Consider the following 16,690-nt stretch of genomic DNA (forward strand, 5'->3'; position numbering starts at 1 on the left):
GGGCGTGCCCAGGACAGCCGCGGGAAGGTCGTGCGAGGACGCCACCGCCGTACCTCAGGCGGACCGGGGCGAGCGGGGCTCGGCACGCTCCCACAGCTCCTCGCCGTGGGCCGCGAACCGGTCGAACATGCCGCCCCCGCCCTGGCGCCTCAGGTGGAGCAACGGCGAATCGTGGCCGACGAGCCGCGCGAGGTGCGGTGTCACCAGCATCTGGTCGTCGAAGCGGAAGACGGAGAGGCTGACGTGGTTGACGGCGTCCTCGGGTGAGGAGAACCGGACCTCGACGCCGTCCATGGGGCCCAGCCGGTCCAGGTGTTCCAGGGTGATCCTGATGCGTGTGCTGACGGAGAGGGCGACGTCCTCGACGATCTCCCGCCGGCGCGTCACCTCACCCTCCGGGTCGCCCAGGAGGAACCGCACCCGGCATCCCGCCGAGGCCTTCCTGCGGATCGTGTCCGCGAAGTGCGGGACCTGCGTCCAGAAGAAGTAGTCGGTGTAGCCGGCGAGGAAGAGGTCTTTGCCCGCGCCCTCGACCAAGCCGGTCCAGACCGTGGACGGGCAGGCGGACCGGTAGGGGTAGCTGTGCACCAGCTCCCGGTCGGCCCCGGTCTTCACGCGCTCCCGCACCGCTTTGGGCCACAGCATCTCTTCGTCCACTCCCAGCGCCCGGCAGGCATCTGCCCGGTTCCTCGCGTGTGGTGTCAGATCGGCATCGCCCAGCCATCGTTCCACCTGCTTGGCGGATACTCCCACCCGGATCGCCAACTGGCGGGGCGATAAACCCGCGTCGCTCATCGCGGAACGGAGTGCGGCGTTCACGTCAACTCCCCCGGCACGTCCCTTCAGGCCGTCTGGGACTGTAGCGCCGAAAGGTCCCGACTGTCCGTGGGATCCCGAGCATCACATCCCAAAAGGTGGGCGACGATTCCGCCCATGACGCATCCGACGAGTTTCAGCGCTCCCCCGGTCGAACTGTCCCTGTGGCCGCCACCGCCGCCCGTGCCCGTCGATGGCTGCCCGGTGTGTGCGGACCTGGCGGCCTTACGGGACCGGGCGCGGGGGCGGGGGGACCTGTCGGCGGTGTGCGACTGCGACGTCCTGCTGCGGCGGCACCAGGACGGGCACCGGTGACGCGGCCGGACGGCGGACGGGGCCGGGGTGACGGGGAGGGCGGCCGGGACGGCGGGGGCCGGGGCCAGGAGGGGTGGCCGGTGCTGACGCTGCGGGTGTCGCGGGACGGGGGGCGTACCTGGGGCGAGCGCACGGTCGTCCGGGTGCGCGACCGGCTGGTCCCGCCGCACTCCTCCGTCTGGCCGCCCTGCGCCTGCCCCCGCTGCGGGCGCCCGGACGGTCAGGGCCCGTAGACCACCGTCACCGGGGCGTGTCCGTACCGTCTCGCGGGCCCGCACGGCGCGGCGACCCGTGCTCGGGCGTCGGACGCCGATGCGATTACGCACGCGCAGGGCTGACGGCGAGTCATCACCGTGCCGGTGGGCCCTCCGCGCGCGTACGCTCTGCTGCATGCCTGCCGACTTGGGTGACCGGCTCAGGAGTGTGCGCAAGCGCCGGGGGATGACGCAGCAGGGGCTCGCCCGCGAGTCGGGGGTGTCCGTGTCGCTGATCCGGAAGCTGGAGCAGGGCGAGCGGAACGACGCGCGGCTGGAGACGGTGCGCCGGCTCGCGGCCACCCTGCGGGTGCCGACCTCGCGCCTGGTCGTGGACGTGGCCGAGGAGGGTGCGAGCGCCGCCGTCCTCGACACATGGGCGCCCGTCAGGGCGGCGCTCACCGCCCCATCGGGCGACGCGGTGGCACTGGACGAGCCCCCCACGGCGGAGGGGGTGCGCGCCGCGCTGGCCGCCGCCGTACCGCTGTTCTCGGGCGACCGGTTCGCGGAGCTGCGGGTGGTCCTGCCCGCCCTGCTGCGCGACAGCGCCGTCCTGGCGGGGCTCGATCCGGAGGGACGCGCCCTGCGCGTGCGCCTGCTCCAGCTCACCGGCTGGCTCCTCACGCAGACGCGCCAGTTCGAGGCCGCCGAGTGGTGTCTGGGCGCGGCCCTGGACGGTTCGGCGGACCGGTTGCAGGGTGCGTCGACCGTGAACACGCAGTGCTGGCTGCTGCTGCGGCAGGGCAGGCTCGGCGAGGCGCGGGCGCTGGCCACCCACTGGGCGGACGAGACGGAGCCCCGGCTCTCGCGGGCGGCGCCGGACGAACTGGCGGCCTGGGGATGGCTGCTGCTGCGCCTGTCCGCCGCCGCCGTGCGGGACAACAGGCCCGACGAGGCCGAGGACGCCCTGCGGCTGTCCCACGCGGCCGCCGTCGCCCTGGGGAGGGAGTTCGCCCCGGACGGGGACTTCCTCCGGGCGTTCGGGCCCGTCACCGTGACCCTCAAGCGGACCGAGAACGCCATGGTCATGGACCGTCCCGACGTGGTGCTGAAGCTGGCGGCCCGCATCCCGGCGGGCGGCCTGCGCCCCACGTCCAACAACCGCAACCGCCATCTGCTCGACGTGGCCAACGCGTACACGATGACCCGCCGGTACGCGGAGGCCGTCGAGACGCTGGCGGGCGTCCGCGACGCCGCCCCCCAGTGGCTGCCGAACCAGCGGTACGCCCGCGACATCCTGGGCCGCGTCGTCGCCCGGCGACGGACCCTGACCGAGTCGATGCGCTCCCTCGCCGACACGGTGGGGCTCCCCGTGTGACGCTGCGTGTCACAACCCCGCGATCAACGACGGAACTGCCATTGCCGCTGGTCAGCGGCGTGCCTAGCGTCGGTGGACGTGAACAGCGAACCCACTTCCTTCAGCGCTGCCCCGGTCGAACTGTCCCTGTGGCCGCCACCGCCGCCCGTGCCCGTCGATGGCTGCCCGGTGTGTGCGGACCTGGCGGCCTTACGGGACCGGGCGCGGGGGCGGGGGGACCTGTCGGCGGTGTGCGACTGCGACGTCCTGCTGCGGCGGCACCAGGACGGGCACCGGTGACGCGGCCGGACGGCGGGACGGGTCGAATGCACGGCGGGCCGGAGCGCGTGGGCGAGGGCGGCGGCCGGGACGGCGGGGGCCGGGGCCAGGAGGGGTGGCCGGTGCTGACGCTGCGGGTGTCGCGGGACGGGGGGCGTACCTGGGGCGAGCGCACGGTCGTCCGGGTGCGCGACCGGCTGGTCCCGCCGCACTCCTCCCTCTGGCCGCCCTGCGCCTGCCCCCGCTGCGGGCGCCCCGAGAGTCAGGGCCCGTAGACCACCGTCACCGGGGCGTGGTCCGACCAGCGGGCGGTGTGGGATTCGGCCCGCTCCACCCACGCCTTCAGCGCGCGGGACGCCAGGCCCGGCGTGGCCATCTGGTAGTCGATCCGCCACCCCGAGTCGTTGTCGAAGGCGCGGCCCCGGTACGACCACCACGAGTACGGGCCCTCCTGGTCGGGGTGGAGGGCGCGCACCACGTCCACGTACGCGGCCTCGTCCAGGACGCGGCCGAGCCACTCGCGCTCCTCCGGGAGGAAGCCGCTGCTCTTGCGGTTGGCCCGCCAGTTCCTGAGGTCGGCCTCCCGGTGCGCGATGTTCCAGTCGCCGCACACGACGACCTCCCGCCCGTCCGCCGCCGCGCGCTCCTTGAGCTCCTTCAGGTACGGCAGGAAGGCGTCCATGAAGCGGACCTTCTCGTCCTGGCGCTCCGTGCCGACCTCGCCGGACGGCAGGTACAGGCTCGCGACGGTCACCCCCGGGAGGTCGGCCTCCAGGTAGCGCCCGGAGCCGTCGAACTCGCTCGACCCGAAGCCGACGCGCACCGCGTCCGGCTCCCGCCGGGTGTACAGGGAGACCCCCGCGCGGCCCTTCGCGGCGGCCGGGGCGTGGGCGGCGTACCAGCCCTCGGGCGCCCGCACCGCCTCGGGGAGCTGGGACTCCTCGGCCCGGACCTCCTGGAGGCAGAGCACGTCGGCGGCCGTCCCGGCCAGCCACTCCACGAAGCCCTTCTTGGCGGCGGCGCGGATTCCGTTGACATTGGCGGTGGTCACAGTGAGCATCCCGGCACAATACGACAGACCGACGCGCGGCCACCGCCCCCTACGCATAGAAGTACGATACCTCGCATGATTATACGCCCGATGCCGTTCGACCACCCCGACGCCGTCAAGCTCAACGACCAGGTCCAGCTCGAGTACGCCGAGCGGTACGACGGCGACGGCGACGAGACCCCGCTCGATCCGGCCATGTTCGATCCGCCGCGCGGCCTCTATCTGATGGCCTACGACGAGCGCGAGCGCCCCGTCGCCACGGGCGGCTGGCGCGCCATGGACGAGAACGGCGAGGGCTACGCGGACGGCGACGCCGAGCTGAAGCGGATGTACGTGGTCCCCGAGGCGCGCGGCCTGGGCCTGGCCCGACGCATCCTGGCCCGGCTGGAGGAGGACGCCCGCGCGGCGGGGCGGCGGCGCATGTGCCTGGAGACCGGCACCAAGCAGCCGGAGGCCATCTCCCTGTACCTGTCCAGCGGTTATCAGCCGTGCGCCAAGTTCGGCCTGTACCGGTTCCACGAGGACAGCCGCTGTTTCGCGAAACTCCTGACCGGTCAGTAATAGGGCGTGACGCGCTCCTGACAAAGCCTCGGAGGATGCGGGGGCGCGGCACTCCGCGTCCGCCCGCTCCTCGGGCGCGCGGCTCGATCCGGCACCGCGATCCCCCACCGCCCCCTGCCCGGAGGACGGCCGCCGCCACGGCGTCCCCGCCGCCCCCGGGCGCGGCAGAAGGAGACACGTGTGAGACTGCATCGCCCGTCCGCGGCCGTCCTGCTCGCCACCGCCGGCCTCCTGGCCGGCGCCCTCACCGCCGCCCCCGCGACCGCCGCCCCCGCGCCCGAGGCGGAAGGGGCCGCCGGGGCCGTCGCCGCCCGGACCGTGCCCGCCGCCGAGCAGCGCGGCGCCGCCGGCTTCTGGACCGCCGAGCGGATGCGCGGCGCCACCCCGCTCGACCTGCGCCCGACGCCCGGCCGGCTCGCCGCGCTCAAGGCGCCGGAGCCGGGCGGCCCGACGAGGACCGTCGCCCCGACGGCCGCGTCGGCGAGCACGGCCGCCGCGCCCTCGACGGCGGCCGGCGCCCCCTCGAACGAGGTGGGCGCGCTCGCCTTCCCGCAGGCCGGGGGCGCCTGGACGGGCGGCGGGGCCGTCGTGAAGACCTCCGGGCGGGTGTTCTTCACCTTCGACGGCCGCACCGCCTCCTGCTCCGCCAACGCCGTGACCAGCAAGAACGAGTCCACCGTCATCACGGCCGGGCACTGCGTGAAGTACCAGGGGAGCTGGCACACCAACTTCGTCTTCGTCCCCGCGTACGACAACGGCCAGGCCCCGTACGGTCAGTGGACCGCGACCAGGACGCTCACGACGCCCCAGTGGGAGGCGAGCGAGGACATCAACCACGACGTCGGCGCCGCCGTCCTCGCCCCGCTGAACGGCCAGAAGCTGACGGCCGTGACCGGCGCGCAGGGCATCCAGTTCAACGGCGGCTACAACAAGGCGATGTACGCCTTCGGCTTCCCGGCCGCCTCCCCGTACGACGGGTCCAGGCTGATCTACTGCAGCGGGAACTCCTCCAAGGACTTCCTGTTCTCGCAGGACCACAGCCTGGGCTGCAACATGACCGGCGGGTCGAGCGGCGGGCCCTGGTTCACCGGCTTCAGCGAGGCGTCCGGCACCGGGCTCCAGGTGTCGGTGAACAGCTTCGGCTACACGTTCCTGCCGAACCGCATGTTCGGGCCCTACTTCGGCAACGAGGCGCAGGCGCTGTACGACACCGCCCAGTCCTCCTGACACCGCCGCACCGGCGGCGAGCGGCCGGCCGCGCCCCCGTGCAGCGGGGGGCGGCCGGCCTTCGCGGGCGTGGGCGCCCCGCGGGCGGGCGCCGGACGCCCCGGCGGGGCGGCCCCGGCGGCCGAGGCCGCCCCGCCGTCAGTCAGACCGCCGTCAGACCGCCGCCAGGCCGGGCGCGGGGACCGGTTCGCCGAGGGCGTGGCGCAGGAGCCGTACGCGCTCCGCCGGATCGGCCGGCTCCGGCGCGGCGAGGAGCGCGGCGAGCACGGCGATGCGGGCCTGCCCGGCGCGCAGCGTCCCGGTCGGGACGGCGCCCGCCGCGACCAGGTCCACGGCGCCGCCGTGGGTGTAGATCTGCGCCACGGGCCCGGCCGGGACGCGGGTGGTGAGCGCCACGAGGACGCCCCGCGCGGTGGCCTCGGCGACGGCGGCGGCGATCTCGGGCGTGGCGTTGCCGGCGCCCGTGGCGACCAGGACGAGGCCGCGGGCCCCCGCGTCGACGGCGGCGCGCAGCAGCAGCGCGTCGCCGTCGGCGTGGTGCATCACCATGTCGACGCGCGGCGGGGCGCCGGCCGGGACGTCGGGCAGCGGCAGCGGGGCGGGCCGCTCGGGGCGGCGCGGTACGGACACCTTGCCGAAGCCGATGGTGCCCAGGCGGGTGCCGGACGGGTCGGCGAAGGCGTCGGCGTCCAGGGTGTGGGTCTTCACCGTGCCGCGCGCGGCGTGCACCTTGCCGTCGAAGGCGATCAGGACGCCGAGGTCCCGGCAGCGATCGGCGGTGAGGAGCGCGTCGTAGAGGTTGCGCGGCCCGTCGCCGTCCTCGGCGTCGAGGGGGAGCTGGGCGCCGGTGAAGACGACGGGGCGCGGGTCGCCGTGGTGCAGGTCCACGAGGAAGGCGGACTCCTCCAGGGTGTCCGTGCCGTGGGTGACGACGACGCCGTCGACACCGGGGTCGGCCAGCACCTCGTGGACGGTCCGCACCAGGGTGAGCTGGTGGGCGGTGGTGAGGCGGGGGCTGTTGACGCTGAAGAGGTCGACGACCTCGACGGTGACGCCCTCCGGTACGCAGGCGGTGGCCATGACCTCCCGCCCGTGCGCCTCGGCGGCGAACCCGGAACCCTGCCAGCGGCTGGCTATCGTGCCGCCGGTACTGATGACGACGATCCGTCCCACGCTGCCCCGACCTCCTCGACCTGTCCTCGCAACAAACGTTCGAACAAGCAATGATAGGAGAGTGGCCGCGCAATCGGATCGCGTACTTCTCCGCCGTTCGGGCGGATCATGGAGGATGATCGCGTGATGGACGCGATCGACCGCGCTATCTTGCGCGAACTCCAGGCGGACGGACGGCTGAGCAACCAGGAGCTGGCGGCGCGCGTGGGCCTGACCCCGTCGCCGTGCATGCGCCGGGTGCGCCAGCTGGAGCAGGACGGGGTGATCCAGGGCTACCGGGCGGTGATCGACCCCGAGGCGGTGGACCGGGGCTTCGAGGTGCTGGTCTCCATCGAGGTGGAGCGGGACCGCGAGGTGGTGGAGGCGTTCGAGGCGGCGCTCCAGGACATCCCGGACGTCGTCGAGGCGTACCGGCTGTTCGGCAGCCCCGGCTGCCTGCTGCGGATCGCGGTGGCGGACCTGCGGGCGTACGAGCGGCTGTGGATCGAGAAGCTGACCGCCCTGACGGGGGTCAAGGAGGTCAACTCCCAGATCATCATGAAGCGCGTGAAGGAGCCGACGGGGCTCCCGGTGGACGGCTGAGGGCCGGGCCGCGAGCCCCCGGCCCCGGCGCGCACCCGCGACGCCCGCGGCACCCGCGGCGCCCGCGGCACCCCCGGCACCCGCGGCACCCGCGGCACCCGCGGCACCGGCGCGCACCTACCGCACCACCGCGGGCCACCCGGCGCAGCGGCCCCGGCCCCGGCGCACGACCCCGGCGCACGGCCCCGGGCGCGTACCCCTCGCCCCCGCCGCACCCGGCGCGCCCCCTCAGCCCCGCCGCTCGCGGCTGCCCCGCGCCTCGCGCACGAAGTGCCGCACGAAGGCGGCGATCCCCCACACGAGCAGCACGTTCAGGATCGCGCCGCCGACGTACTGCGGCAGGAAGTCGAGGGCGCCGACGCTCTCGTCCGCCACGTCCGCCCCGTCCGGCCCGCCGGCACCGAGGAGCGCGGGCAGCAGGTAGTAGCCGAGGAAGGCGGCCAGCACGGCGCCGGGGAAGGTCGCCAGCAGCAGCGGGGCGCTCCACCCCTCGGGCGCCCCGGCGGCGCCGTAGGCGAGCGCGGCGGCGGCGACCGCGCCGACGTAGCCGGCCGCCACGAGCCGGGCCGTGCGCCGGGGGCGGGGAGTGTCGGTCTGCGCCATCTGGGGTCTTCCGTCTCTGCGAGGGGCCCCGGCGGATCGCGGGGCCGTGCGGGCATGCGGCGGGCCCGCGCCCCGTGAAGGGGTCGCGGGCCCGCCGGGCTCCATTATTGAACATGTTCAAGTCAGGAGCCAGGCTCCCGGCCGAACCGGTCAGAACTTGTCCCGGACCACCTTGCGGAGGTTCTTCCCGAGCTTGTCCCAGTACGGCTTGGCCTGGTTCTCGTTGCAGGTCCGGTTGCAGATCGCCGCCAGCCCGCCGAGCTTGCCGCGGACCTCCAGCTTCATCCGGCCCTTCTTCTTGTACAGGTCGAAGCCGACCCAGCCGCCCGGCCAGTCCGGGTGCCCGAAGCGGGCGCCGAGCTGGAGGTAGCTCTTGCCGATGCTGTTGACCTTCACCGGGAAGTCCCAGCGCCTGCCGAACGCCTTCGGGTGCAGCGTGAACTTCTGCCCCTCGTGCGTGATCTTCTTCGGGCGGCCGGGGATCGGGAAGATCGCCTTGAAGTGCTTCTTCCAGTACGAGAAGACCTTCGTCGCCGAGGCGCCCGTCTTGCCCAGGTCGTAGTACCGGTAGTAGCTCGCCTCACCGCTCAGGTCGCGGCAGCCGACCGGGTCGCCGCCGCAGTACACGTACGCGTTGGCGCCGCCGTCGTACTGCGGGTCGACCTGGAGGAAGCGTCCCGTGTCCGGCTCGTAGGCGCGCGCACCGGTCAGGACGACGCCGCTGAGCGTGTCCGAGGAGACCTGGGCGCCGCCCTGCCAGCCGTACCGGGTCGCCCCGGTGTCACCGTCGGGCGTGCCGAACTCGTCGTACCGCTGCACGCTGGACGCCGACGGGTCGGCCAGGTCCAGCCGCACCGCCACGTCGCCGGCGAGGTTGGCCAGCTCCAGCACCACCCGGCCGCCGGTCGTCGTCGCGGCGAGCGCGCCCGTCGCGTCGCCGACGAACCGGGTCACCGTGCCGTCGCCGCGCACCTCCCAGTCGGGGGAGGTCGACTCGTCGCCGTAGTGCTGGGTGACCGTGCCGGCCACCGTCCAGGCGCCGTCCGCGCCGCGGGTCTCCGTGGTCGCCAGGGCCGGGCGGCCCGCGGCGTCCAGGTCCCAGGTGCGGCGCCGGTCGCCGACGGTCTCCGAGCGCAGCCCGTCGCCGGTGTAGTACCCGTACTGCACGCCGTCCCTGGCCGTGGTCCGGCCGAACGCGTCGTACACGCGCCCGCCGCCCGTCAGCCGGTCCGCCGAGTCGTAGGCGTACGCCGTCTCGTCCACGGTCGCGTCGGACGTGGCCGGGTCGCAGTCGTCGCGGGTGACGGTGCGGGTGAGCCGGTTGCTGTTGGCGTCGAAGCCGTACGCGCGGACCGCGCAGCCCTCCACGCCGCTGTCGGCGGCGCGGGAGAGGCGGCCGAGCGCGTCGTACGCGTAGTCGGTCGACACGGCCGTGCCGTCCGTCTGCGTACGGCCCGACCGGCGGCCCGTGATGTCGTACTCCGCCACGTCGGCGAGGACGGTGGTGCCCTCGGCGTCGGTGTACACGCGCTCGGTGGGCCGGCCCAGCGGGTCGGTGGCCACCTCCAGCGTGTGCCCACCGGGCAGCGTCTGCGACACCAGCGTGCCGTCGACCGCGTACCGGGCGGTGAACGTGCCCGCCGCCGAGTCGGTGACGGTCGTCAGGTCGCCCGTGCCGTCGTACCCGTAGGCGGTGGACTCGCCCGTGGAGTCCGAGGACTTCACGGGGCGGTCGAGCAGGTCGTACTCGGTCCGCGTGGTGTTGCCCGAGCCGTCCTGGTAGGAGATCCGCCGGCCGAGCGAGTCGTAGCCGTGGGCGACGCTCTTCCCGCCGGAGGAGACGGTCAGGGTGCGGCCCGTGTCCGGGTCGAACGTGTACGTCGTGGCGGGCGTCGCCGTGCCGGCGCCGCCGGTCAGCTCGCTCTTGACGCGGCGGCCCGCGTCGTCGTAGGTGATCGTCAGGACGCTCGTGACGCCGTTCGCCGTCTCGGTCGTCTTGGTGACGCCGCCCCAGCGGTTGTACTCGAACGCGCTGGTGACCAGCTGCGCCGGGTTGGCGCCGCCGCCCGTGACCGGGCCCGCCGGGGCGGTCCGGCACAGCAGGCCCGCCCACTCGGGGCGGCCCGCGCACGCACCGGTGCCCGTCGCGGTCCAGTACGTGTACGTCAGCGTGCCCGCGTCGGCGCCGTCCGACTTCGGCAGGCTGGTGGTGGCCAGCCGGCCGTCCGCGCGGTACGTCGAGCGGGTCGCGCTGAGCTGGGCGCCCTGGGCGTTCTCGGTGACCAGCTCCTCGCCGGTCGCCCAGTTGTAGGCGGTGGTGGTCCGCTGGACGTCGGCGTCCTGGGCGTAGCCCTCGACGGCCGCGCCCGTGGCGGTGGAGGTGGACATCCCGGAGACGGCCGCGTCGGCGGGCCGCCCCTCGTCGTACCGGTACGCCGTGTGGCGGCGCGCCGGGACGGCCGTGCCCGCGGCGAGCGCCGGACTGCCGCCGGACGCGGCGAGCGGGCCGGCGAGGGTCACCCGGTGCAGCGGGTCGTAGGTGTCGGTGATCCGCTGGCCGTCCTCGGTGTACACCGTGGTGGACGACAGCAGTTCGGCGCGCTCGGCCGTGGTGCGCCCGTCGAGGTCGAGCGCGGCGAGCCGGGCCGCGGCGTCCGGGGCGGTGCCCAGGGCGAGTTCGCGGTTGGCGGCGGTGAGCTGGGCGACGGTGTTGCCGTACCGGTCGAACTCGGTCGCGTCCAGGCCGCCGCCGGGGCGGGCGGTGTTGGTCTCGCGGCCGTTGGCGTCGACGTACGTGACGGTGGCCCGGCCGTAGCCGGTCGCCGGCAGGTCGGCGCCGGTGGAGGAGGCCGGGACGGAGTCGGCGGGGAAGACCGCCGTCGCGTCGGTGGGCACCTCGTCCTGCGCCCACGCGCCGACCGCCGCCGCGCCCATCTGGTGGGGCGCCTTGGCCCCGGTCAGCGGCACGTCGTAGACGACGGTGGTGGTGGCCGTGGACTCCACGGTGTCCGCCGTGCCCTGCTTCAGGCTCGGGCGGGTCATCTTCAGGAGCATGCCGTCGCCGGAGGTCAGCGACGAACCGGCGGTGCCGTAGTGGAAGTTCCACGGCTGCTCGGAGCCGGGCATCATCCAGAAGACGCGGCCGGCGGAGTCGTACGAGTACTGGACCTGCGTGCCCTGCGAGTAGTGCGGGTTCCACTGCTGGCGCAGGCGGCCCGACGCGTCGTAGCGGTACGAGGCCAGCGTCTCGTCGCGCGCGGTGGCGGCGCCCGGGTCGGCCGCCCACAGCTTGATCGCCTTCACCTGGCCGGCGTAATCGCCGAAGTCGGCGGCGGTGGACCAGCCGGTGGCGGTGGTGGCCGTCGCGTAGACGAACTCCACGACGCGGCAGCCGCGCGTGGAAGGCGCCGTCTGGCAGGTGGCGGCGGGTACGGCCTCGGACGGGGAGATCAGGTACTTCGGGCGGGCGAGGGTCTCGCCGCCCTGGACGACCGTCTCGGAGACCACGGTGACCGTGGAGTCGTCCACGGCCGCGGCCGAGGTGGCCAGCGTCCACGTGGTGGCGCCCGCCCCGGCCTTGCGGAAGACCGACACGGTCGCGTCGGTGTCCTTCAGGGTGAAGGCGTCACCGGTCAGCGACCCGGTCAGGGTGAGCGTCCCGGCGCCCGCCTCCGGCTCCCAGCCGCCGCCCGCGGTGGCCGTGAAGGCGGTGGAGCCGCCCTCCGCGTCCAGGATCTCCACCGAGGTGGCGGAGGTCCGGCGCAGCTGCGTGTAGCCGCTGCCGGAGGTCTGCGCGCTGACCGACGGGACCCAGCCGGGCCCGAAGATCGCCGCCTGGCCCTCGGTGTCGGAGGGGTTGGCGCGCGAGGAGAACGTCCGGTTCACGGACACCTCGAACGCCTCGACGTCCTTGGCGCCGATCTTGAAGTCGCCGGTGAGGAGGTTCAGCGAACCGGGGCCGACCGCGCTGGTCGGGGCCTCGCCCGCCTTGCGGTCGACGACGACCTCGGTGCCCGGCGAGGCGTCGGTGGCCGTGCCGGCGGAGAAGACGGCGCGGATCTCGACCGGGCCGTCGTTGGGCAGGGTGGAGGTGATGTTCCAGTACAGGGAGGCGGGCTTGCCGCCGGTCACGGCGAACGGCCAGGCGGTGACGGCAGCGCCGTCGGAGCTGCGCCGCACGTCGGCGACCGGCACGTCCTTCCAGCCGTCGGCCTCGCCGTGGCGGTACTGGTAGCGCACCCCGGTGTGGGTGTCGCGGCCCTCGGCGGTCAGCACCACGCGGCGGGCCGGGCGGTCGCCGTCCGCCGGGGAGGTCAGCGCCGCGCCCCTGCCCGCGGAGAACGCGTACGCGGTCTCGGTGGAGAGGTTGCCGGCCGCGTCGCGCGTCCGGGCGGTCAGCGTGTGCTCGCCCGCCTTGAAGGTGAGGGTGCGGGTGACGGGCGCGCCCGTGGTGGACACGGTCGTCCAGGACCCGCCGTCGAGCCGGTACTGGACGCTCTTGGTGTCGGTGGCGGGCGGCGTGAAGGTGAACGCCCCGCTGAAGTCGCCGTTCTCGTCGGCCGTGCCGGACCACTGGCCGGCCGGGAAGTCGGTGGAGGAGACGGCCGTGGCGGCGGGCTTCGCGGTGTCGACCGTGAAGGTCTGCCACGCCGACCAGGCGCCCGTGGCGGTGCCGTCCGAGGCGCGGGCCCGCCACTTGTGGGCGCCCTGCGCCAGGGCCGTGCCCGGGGTCCAGGACGCGGTCGCGCCGGAGTTCACCTTGGCGGTGGTGCCGGACTGGAGGGCGGCCGTGCCGTCGGAGCGCCACACCTCGAAGGTGAGGGCGACCGTGTTGCCGTCGGCGTCCGTCGCCTTGCCCGACAGGGTGGGCGTCGTGTCGGCGGTGGCCGTGCCGGTCAGCGGGGACAGCGGGGTGACGGCGCCGGGCGTCGAGTTGTACTGCACGGTGAGCGACGGCTCGTGGGTCGCGTTGTGGGAGCCGTCGACGTAGTTGGCGGAGCGGTAGCGGCGCCAGGTCAGCGGGTCGCTCTCGCCGGCCGCGGCGAGCCGCAGACCGTGGTTGGGCTGGCCGCCCGCCCACGCCTGCGCGATCGCGTCGATGTCCCAGGTGCTGTACCCGGCGGGGCAGGACGCCGAGTAGCCCTTGGCGTCCTTGACGGTGACGGCGCCGCTCGTGGTGGTCGACGGCTGGGCGGACCAGCTGATCGCCGCCGGGTCCCAGGCGGCCGTGATCCGCCGCGCCTCGATGCCCGCGTTGTCCGTGCTGCAGGTGGACGAGTAGGACGAGTACAGGCGCAGCTTGGCGTCGAGGACCTGCTTGCCCGCGTACTTGGAGACGTTGAACTTCAGGAAGGAGCGGGCCTTCTCGGAGCCGTCGTACGTGCCGGCCTTCAGCTCGGTCGAGCCGCGCTGCGAGGTCAGGTAGTCGTCGTACTGGATCCAGGTGTCGGTGACCGGGCCCATCAGGGAGTCGGTCGGGTCGATCGTGACGGGGTACTTCACGGCCGGGTCGGCGAGGAAGGCGGCGCTCGGCCTGAGCACCAGCACCTGGCCCTCGCCGCCGCGGCCCTTCTCGATCTCCACGTCGACGCCGGCGATCCGCTCCGGCTCCCCGGACGCCCGGTCGAGGGAGGAGTCCCACATGACGGGGGCGGGCGCGGCGGCCTTGGTGCGGCCCTTCGCGTCGTGCCACAGCAGCCGCTTGTCGGCGGTCTCCTTCAGGGTGAGCCCGGCGGCCTCGACGGGCAGCCGGTACTCGACGGGCCCTTCGGGCCGCTCCCGCAGGACGACGTTGTGCTGGAAGCCCTCGCGCAGCGCGGTGACGACCAGGTCGCCGCCCTCGACGGCGCCCGGGTACGTGGCGGTGGGGCCGTCCAGCTCGGGCTCGGGCAGCGTGCCGGCCCAGCCGACGCCGAGCGCCTGCGCGCCCCGCTCGACCTGGGCGAGGGGCTCGGCCGTGCCGCCGCCGGACAGGGTCACGTCGGCCGCCGCGCGGCGGGGCCGCACGCCGTCCCCGGTGGCGACGAGCGTCATGTCGATCGGGCGCCAGGCGCCCTTGGCGTCCTTGACGCGGATCGGCCCGGTGTGGGCCTCGACCGTGGTCGTGCCGTCCGGCTCGGCCCAGGTCGTCGTCGAGTCGGTGCGCTCACCGGTGATCTCGATGCGGCGCTGCTGGAGCCGGGCGAGCAGCATCGCGGTGGGCGCGTCGGCCGCCTCGGCGGGGCCGAGCGGCTTGGCCTTCGCGGCCCCGGCCGTGCCGGCCGCCGCCCTGGGCGCGGTGGCCGCGGCCACCCCGGCGTCGACCAGCGACACCGACATCACCACGGCGGCGGCCAGGGCTATGCCCCTCAGCCGTGCCGCGCGCGGCGCGGGGTACCGCCCGCGGGGGGCGGGTTCCCTCTCTGTCATTCGCGGGATTCTCCTTGCTGGAAAGGGAGGTGACATGTCGTCACCTCCGCCGTCGAGATCATCGCGGACTGTCGGGAACATGACGAGCGAATACAGGGAGGACAGATGCGACATGCACGGAAATGAGCGGAGAGCCGTGGAGAACTCGTGACCAAAACGTGTCGCCGCGTCCGCGACGACGTATCAACAAATCCCTACGGCCCCCACGGAAGGCGCATGTATGCTCCATGCGCCGCCGGGCCCCCGCGCGCGTGCCCGCCCGACGGGCGCCGCCGCCGCGCCCGCGGCCTCTGATCACTCACCCCAGGGGGGGTTCCGCATGGCATTCCACCGCACGGGCCGCGCGCAGACGCGTGCCCGCCGACTCGCCTCGTGCACCGCGCTCGCCCTCGCGTCCGGCCTGCTGCTCACCGGCACGGCCGGCACGGCGTCCGCGGCCGACGGCGACGGCGCACCGGCGCCGGGGCGCACGCTGACCGAGCGCACCGCACCGGCCGACGAGCGGCCCGAGGGCAAGTTCCCGGCGAAGCGCAGCCGCATGTCGACGGGCACCGCGCAGAACCAGGCGACCGGCGCGCCGACCCGCTACGACTTCACCGGCGACGGCGAGAGCGACCTGCTGTACCGCTGGATGGACGGCAGCTACTACCTGTGGCGGTCCGAGGCCCCGGCCGAGCAGGACACCGAGTTCAGCCTGTACGGGTCCTACGGCGAGAAGCTCAAGGACGTCATCCCGGTCGGCGACATCACCGGCGACGGCACGGCCGACCTGCTCACCCTGTCCCCGTACGGCACGCTCGCGTTCCGCGAGACGTACTTCGGGGGCAGCGGCGCCGCCGACCCGTCCTGGACCGGCAGCGGCTGGAACATCTACAACAAGGTCCTGTCGATCGGCGACGTGACCGGCGACGCCAAGGTCGACGTGCTGGCCCGCACGCACGACGGCGACCTGTTCCTCTACCGGGGCACGGGCAACCCCGGCGCCCCGCTCCAGGCCCGCACGAAGGTCGGCTCGGGCTGGCACATCTACGACCAGATCGTCGGGGTGAACGACGCCAACGGCGACGGCCTCGGCGACCTGTACGCCCGCACGCCCGGCGGCGACCTGTTCTTCTACGCGGGCAGCGGCAACGCCGCCGCCCCGTTGAAGGCGCGCGTGAAGGTCGGCACGAGCTGGCACACCTACAACCAGCTCGCCAGCATCGACGACATCACCGGCGACGGCCGCCCCGAGCTGCTCGGCCGCACGATGGGCGGCGCCCTGTACTTCTACGAGACGGACGCTTTCACGGGCCGCCCCACCGCGCGCTACACGCTCGGCACCGCCGGCTGGAACACCGCGGAGCTCATGGCGCCGTCCGGCGGCAACCCGCAGACCGGCAAGGACAGGATCCTCGGCCTCGACCGGCAGGGCACGCTGTACGCGTACTACTCCCGCAACAACGGCACGCTGACCGCGCGCGACCAGTGGAGCGACATCGGGGGCTGGAGCGGCGCCCGGGTCCACTTCCCCAGCTCCCTGAACGCCGACGGGTACGCCGACCTCCTGGAGGTCTACGACGGCACCCTGTACAACTACCTCGACAGCGGCGCGTACCCGCTCGGCCGCGGCTGGGGGGCCTTCAACGTCCTGACCGGCCCCGGCGACCTGAGCGGCGACGGCAAGGGCGACCTGCTGGCCCGCACCTCGGGCGGCGCCCTGTACCTGTACAAGGGCAACGGCCAGGGCACCGGCTTCGCCGGCCGCACCAGCGTCGGCACCGGCTGGGGCGCGTACAACGCCCTCGTCGGCGCGGGCGACATCACCGGCGACGGACGCGCGGACCTGCTGGCCCGCACGCCGGGCGGGACGCTGTACCTGTACCCGGGCACGGGCAACGCGAGCGCCCCGTTCAAGGCCCGCGTGAAGGTCGGCACGGGCTGGCAGGCGTACACGAAGCTGGTCGCCCCCGGCGACATCACCGGCGACGGCCGCGCCGACCTCCTGGCGGTCACGTCGGGCGGCACGCTGTACCGCTACATCACCACCCACACGGGAACGGCGAACCCCTTCACCACCCGTACGAACATGGGCACCGGCTGGAACACCTACACCCAGCTCCACTGACCCGTCCGGTCACCCGA

The 16,690-nt window shown here is 74.3% G+C and carries 12 protein-coding genes; 7 read left to right on the forward strand and 5 right to left on the reverse strand.

Going from position 1 to position 16,690, the window contains the following annotated elements:
- Positions 1–54: 54 nt before the first annotated feature.
- Positions 55–645, reverse strand: coding sequence for a DNA-binding protein (locus tag CP974_RS12025; RefSeq protein ID WP_085921643.1), 591 nt, complete (start codon positions 643–645; stop codon positions 55–57).
- A gap of 288 nt (positions 646–933) precedes the next feature.
- Between CP974_RS12025 and CP974_RS12030 the strand changes: the two genes are divergently transcribed.
- From CP974_RS12030 to CP974_RS12040, 3 genes are all read left to right on the forward strand, one after another.
- Entirely contained in the window at positions 934–1,131 is a 198-nt protein-coding gene (locus CP974_RS12030; protein ID WP_079140095.1) for a hypothetical protein, read from the forward strand.
- A gap of 390 nt (positions 1,132–1,521) precedes the next feature.
- Positions 1,522–2,703 carry a helix-turn-helix domain-containing protein gene (locus CP974_RS12035; RefSeq protein ID WP_031130260.1) on the forward strand — a complete coding sequence of 394 codons (1,182 nt, stop codon included), beginning with the start codon at positions 1,522–1,524 and terminating at the stop codon, positions 2,701–2,703.
- Positions 2,704–2,781: 78 nt separating this feature from the next.
- Entirely contained in the window at positions 2,782–2,982 is a 201-nt protein-coding gene (locus CP974_RS12040) for a hypothetical protein (protein WP_079140096.1), read from the forward strand.
- A 241-nt stretch (positions 2,983–3,223) separates the two neighbouring features.
- Here CP974_RS12040 and CP974_RS12045 read toward each other — a convergent pair whose 3' ends face one another.
- Positions 3,224–4,021 carry an exodeoxyribonuclease III gene (locus CP974_RS12045; RefSeq protein WP_031130259.1) on the reverse strand — a complete coding sequence of 266 codons (798 nt, stop codon included), beginning with the start codon at positions 4,019–4,021 and terminating at the stop codon, positions 3,224–3,226.
- 66 nt (positions 4,022–4,087) lie between these two features.
- Here CP974_RS12045 and CP974_RS12050 point away from each other — a divergent pair, with 66 nt between their 5' ends.
- Positions 4,088–4,573 carry a GNAT family N-acetyltransferase gene (locus CP974_RS12050; protein ID WP_031130258.1) on the forward strand — a complete coding sequence of 162 codons (486 nt, stop codon included), beginning with the start codon at positions 4,088–4,090 and terminating at the stop codon, positions 4,571–4,573.
- 180 nt (positions 4,574–4,753) lie between these two features.
- Entirely contained in the window at positions 4,754–5,800 is a 1,047-nt protein-coding gene (locus CP974_RS12055; RefSeq protein WP_031130257.1) for a trypsin-like serine peptidase, read from the forward strand.
- A 153-nt stretch (positions 5,801–5,953) separates the two neighbouring features.
- Here CP974_RS12055 and CP974_RS12060 read toward each other — a convergent pair whose 3' ends face one another.
- Complete coding sequence (locus tag CP974_RS12060; RefSeq protein WP_031130256.1) at positions 5,954–6,973, reverse strand: asparaginase; 1,020 nt, start codon at positions 6,971–6,973, stop codon at positions 5,954–5,956.
- Positions 6,974–7,099: 126 nt separating this feature from the next.
- Between CP974_RS12060 and CP974_RS12065 the strand changes: the two genes are divergently transcribed.
- Positions 7,100–7,555: an Lrp/AsnC family transcriptional regulator gene (locus CP974_RS12065; RefSeq protein ID WP_031130255.1), complete on the forward strand. Its 456-nt coding sequence runs from the start codon at positions 7,100–7,102 to the stop codon at positions 7,553–7,555.
- A 228-nt stretch (positions 7,556–7,783) separates the two neighbouring features.
- Here the strand turns inward: CP974_RS12065 and CP974_RS12070 are convergent, their stop codons facing one another.
- Complete coding sequence (locus CP974_RS12070; protein ID WP_031130254.1) at positions 7,784–8,158, reverse strand: hypothetical protein; 375 nt, start codon at positions 8,156–8,158, stop codon at positions 7,784–7,786.
- A gap of 150 nt (positions 8,159–8,308) precedes the next feature.
- The gene (locus tag CP974_RS12075; protein ID WP_223844447.1) at positions 8,309–14,566 is read right to left on the reverse strand and encodes a DNRLRE domain-containing protein; all 6,258 of its coding nucleotides are present in this window, start codon (positions 14,564–14,566) and stop codon (positions 8,309–8,311) included.
- 319 nt (positions 14,567–14,885) lie between these two features.
- On the opposite strand from CP974_RS12075, the gene CP974_RS12080 reads away from it, so the two are divergent.
- Positions 14,886–16,673 carry an FG-GAP-like repeat-containing protein gene (locus CP974_RS12080; RefSeq protein WP_031130252.1) on the forward strand — a complete coding sequence of 596 codons (1,788 nt, stop codon included), beginning with the start codon at positions 14,886–14,888 and terminating at the stop codon, positions 16,671–16,673.
- Positions 16,674–16,690: the final 17 nt, after the last annotated feature.

Origin of the sequence: Streptomyces fradiae ATCC 10745 = DSM 40063 (genome assembly GCF_008704425.1) — a bacterium.
GTDB lineage: Bacteria > Actinomycetota > Actinomycetes > Streptomycetales > Streptomycetaceae > Streptomyces > Streptomyces fradiae.